This window comes from Pseudoalteromonas sp. GW168-MNA-CIBAN-0100 (assembly GCF_040309225.1).
GTDB classification, from domain to species: Bacteria; Pseudomonadota; Gammaproteobacteria; order Enterobacterales; family Alteromonadaceae; genus Pseudoalteromonas; species Pseudoalteromonas arctica.
In genome coordinates, this window is record NZ_JBEOOL010000443.1 from 1 (window position 1) to 285 (window position 285).

Below are 285 nucleotides of genomic sequence, written 5' to 3' on the forward strand. Positions count from 1 at the left end.
ACCCATAGCCATCTGTACCAATCCAAATGATACCGAACCGATCTTGATAAAGTGACAATAGGTAATCATTAGCAAGCCCATTTAGTTGCTGCTTATTGTGCGGTATGTGCTGAAAATTATTTTTAGATGTACTTTGCTCTGTTTTGTAAAATAAACCTTTACCATAACTTGTTAGCCACAAGGTATCGGTGTCGTCAACTAAGATATCGGTGATCCATACACCTGCAAACTGAGCAAACTCCCCAAAAGCCTCTGTTTTAGGGTTAAATAGGCTAAGCCCTTGTT

General features: G+C 39.3%; 1 protein-coding gene. It reads right to left on the reverse strand.

Annotation, left to right across the window (positions count from 1 at the left end; translation table 11 throughout):
- Window positions 1–285: two-component regulator propeller domain-containing protein (locus tag AAEY62_RS21870; RefSeq protein WP_350636501.1), on the reverse strand; the 285-nt coding region annotated here is incomplete at both ends.